This window comes from Pseudomonadota bacterium (assembly GCA_022361155.1).
In the GTDB taxonomy this organism is placed as follows: Bacteria; Myxococcota_A; Polyangia; order Polyangiales; family JAKSBK01; genus JAKSBK01.
The window spans coordinates 1-2087 of the sequence record JAKSBK010000422.1 but is presented as its reverse complement, the minus strand read 5'-3'; the positions used below and the strand labels follow the sequence as shown (position 1 = coordinate 2087).

1 protein-coding gene is annotated in these 2087 nt (G+C 63.2%); it reads right to left on the bottom strand.

The window, feature by feature from the left end; translation table 11 throughout:
- Positions 1-233: 233 nt before the first annotated feature.
- Positions 234-2087: TonB-dependent receptor (locus MJD61_16325; GenBank protein ID MCG8556829.1), on the bottom strand; the 1854-nt coding region annotated here is incomplete at its 5' end.

Genomic DNA, 2087 nt, shown 5'->3' with positions numbered 1-2087 from the left:
CGCAGCTCGAAGGAAGCTCGCGCTTGACGTGGGAGTGGATCGATCCTGTTGGCGCTGATAAGGCACGCCAGTGGCTCTTCGGATGGGAGGACGAGCGCGCGGCGGTCGAGCACACCGGCGAGGGCGAGCATGCCGTGCACATCGTGGTCATCACTCTTCGCAGCTGAACGACGACTGTAGTGCGTTCTTGCGTGCTCTCATCTCCTCGGAAACGTAGCCCGGGGTGTAGCCGCCTACAGTCGGTAGCCGGCTCGAACGTAGCCGAAGACGCCGGGAATCTCGTAGGTCGTCGCGTCGAAGCCGCGATCGCAGCTGTAGCAGACTGGAGCAGCGGAGCCGAAGAGGTTGTTGACGCCGACGGTGAGTTCGAGTTCTTGCTTGAACTGCTCCGGTGTCCAAGTCACCTGCACGTTATGGTACATGGCCGCGGGAATCCGGCGCGTTTCCTGAGTCGGGTTGGAGCAGAACTTCTCGAAGAAGGTCACGCCCTCACCGGGAATCATGTCCTTTTTGGGAAGCCCCCGACAACTCTCCTGTACGGAGTGGATGTAGCGCAGCGTCCACGAAGCGCGCAATTGGTTTCCATACGACCATTCGCCTATCAGCGTTGACTTGAGCTTGGGGAACGCACGCGTCGGGCTTCCGACCTCGGTTCCGGCGCGCTTGATGGTTGCGGTGCCAGTTTCGGTCCCGGCTGGAATGACGTCCGTGAAGCTCATCAAGAAGCTGCTGAGCGAGGTGAGCCGAAAGCGGCCGGCCGCGGTGTCGGGGGACCGATAGCTCAAGCTGAAGTCGATGCCGTCGGTAGTGACGCTGCCGAAGTTGGTGAGCTGACCGTCGATGCGCTGAATCGCGCCCCCTGGCACCCGCTGAATCCGGGCACATGCGATGGGGTCGTGACCGAGGATGCAGCGGTCGAGCGTAACCTGTCCGTTGATGGCTTGGATCGCGTTGTCGATCCGGTAGCGGTAGTAGGTCAGCTCGAGCGACAAGTGGTCCGCCAAACCGGAGTCACCGACCCACTTGGGGCTGTAGGCCAACGTGGCCGTCAGGCTGGTCGAGGTTTCCGGCCGAAGCTGGGGGTTGCCGCCGGTGGTGACGGGAAGTTGACTGTTGGCCTGCGTGTAGGAGCCGTCTGGGGGCAGCACGCCGCCCCACAACTGATTGCAGCGGGCCCGAACTTGCGGATCGGTGGTGTTTTGATTCAACCCGGAACAACCATCGTTCAGGGTCTGGAAGAATCGTGCGGGCGAACCGAAGAGCTCCCCAATGCCAGGCGCCCGAAACCCCTGACCCCAGGTGCCACGCAGGAGAAGGTCGCTGGCCACGCGCATGCGCGAACCAAACTTGAGCGTGGTTTGGTTGCCCGAGGTCGCGTAGCTCGAGAAACGAGCGGCGCCCGACAAGTCCCACAAGTCGAACACCGACATCTGGTCCAGGATCGGAATCCGGACCTCGGCATAGCCCTCGGCCACGTCGAAGCCGCCCTGGGTGGGAGCGGCAGGAATGCCTGCAGTGTCACCGCGCGCGACGATGCCATCGGGCTGGAAGAAGCCCTGTTGCCGGCGCCACTCTAGCCCCGCGGCCACGCCCACCATGCCGCCGGGCAAGTCGAACAGGCCACCGGAGATGTTGGCCGTGGCGTCGATCAGCGCCTGCTGCGAAACGTCTTTTTGAATGAACTGGATGTAGTCCAGCATCTCGCGCGTGATCGTGCCCTGCCCGTCGCTGCCCTGCCCGCCAAAGATGTCCAAGGGCACGCACTTGGGATCGGCCGCGCACTGGTTGTAGCTCAACGCCTGCCGAATCCGCTCCGCATCGAAGGCGTTGTCGTGGATCTGGTCGGCGCGGTTGATGCCATACAGCAAGCCGGCGTCCCAGTGGAAGTCCCGCTCCCCCATTGGCAAGTCGCCGCTGAGGCCGGTCGAGGCAACCAGGGTGTTGACGGTCTGCCGGAAAATGCGCGGACCCCCCTCGAGCGGCCGGCGAAAGATCACGTAGTTCGTTTCCGGGCCGAGGGCGAAGGGAAAGGGACTGTAATTCTGGTACTTGGGAAACGCGGCCGCCACGTTTGGATCGTAGGCTGG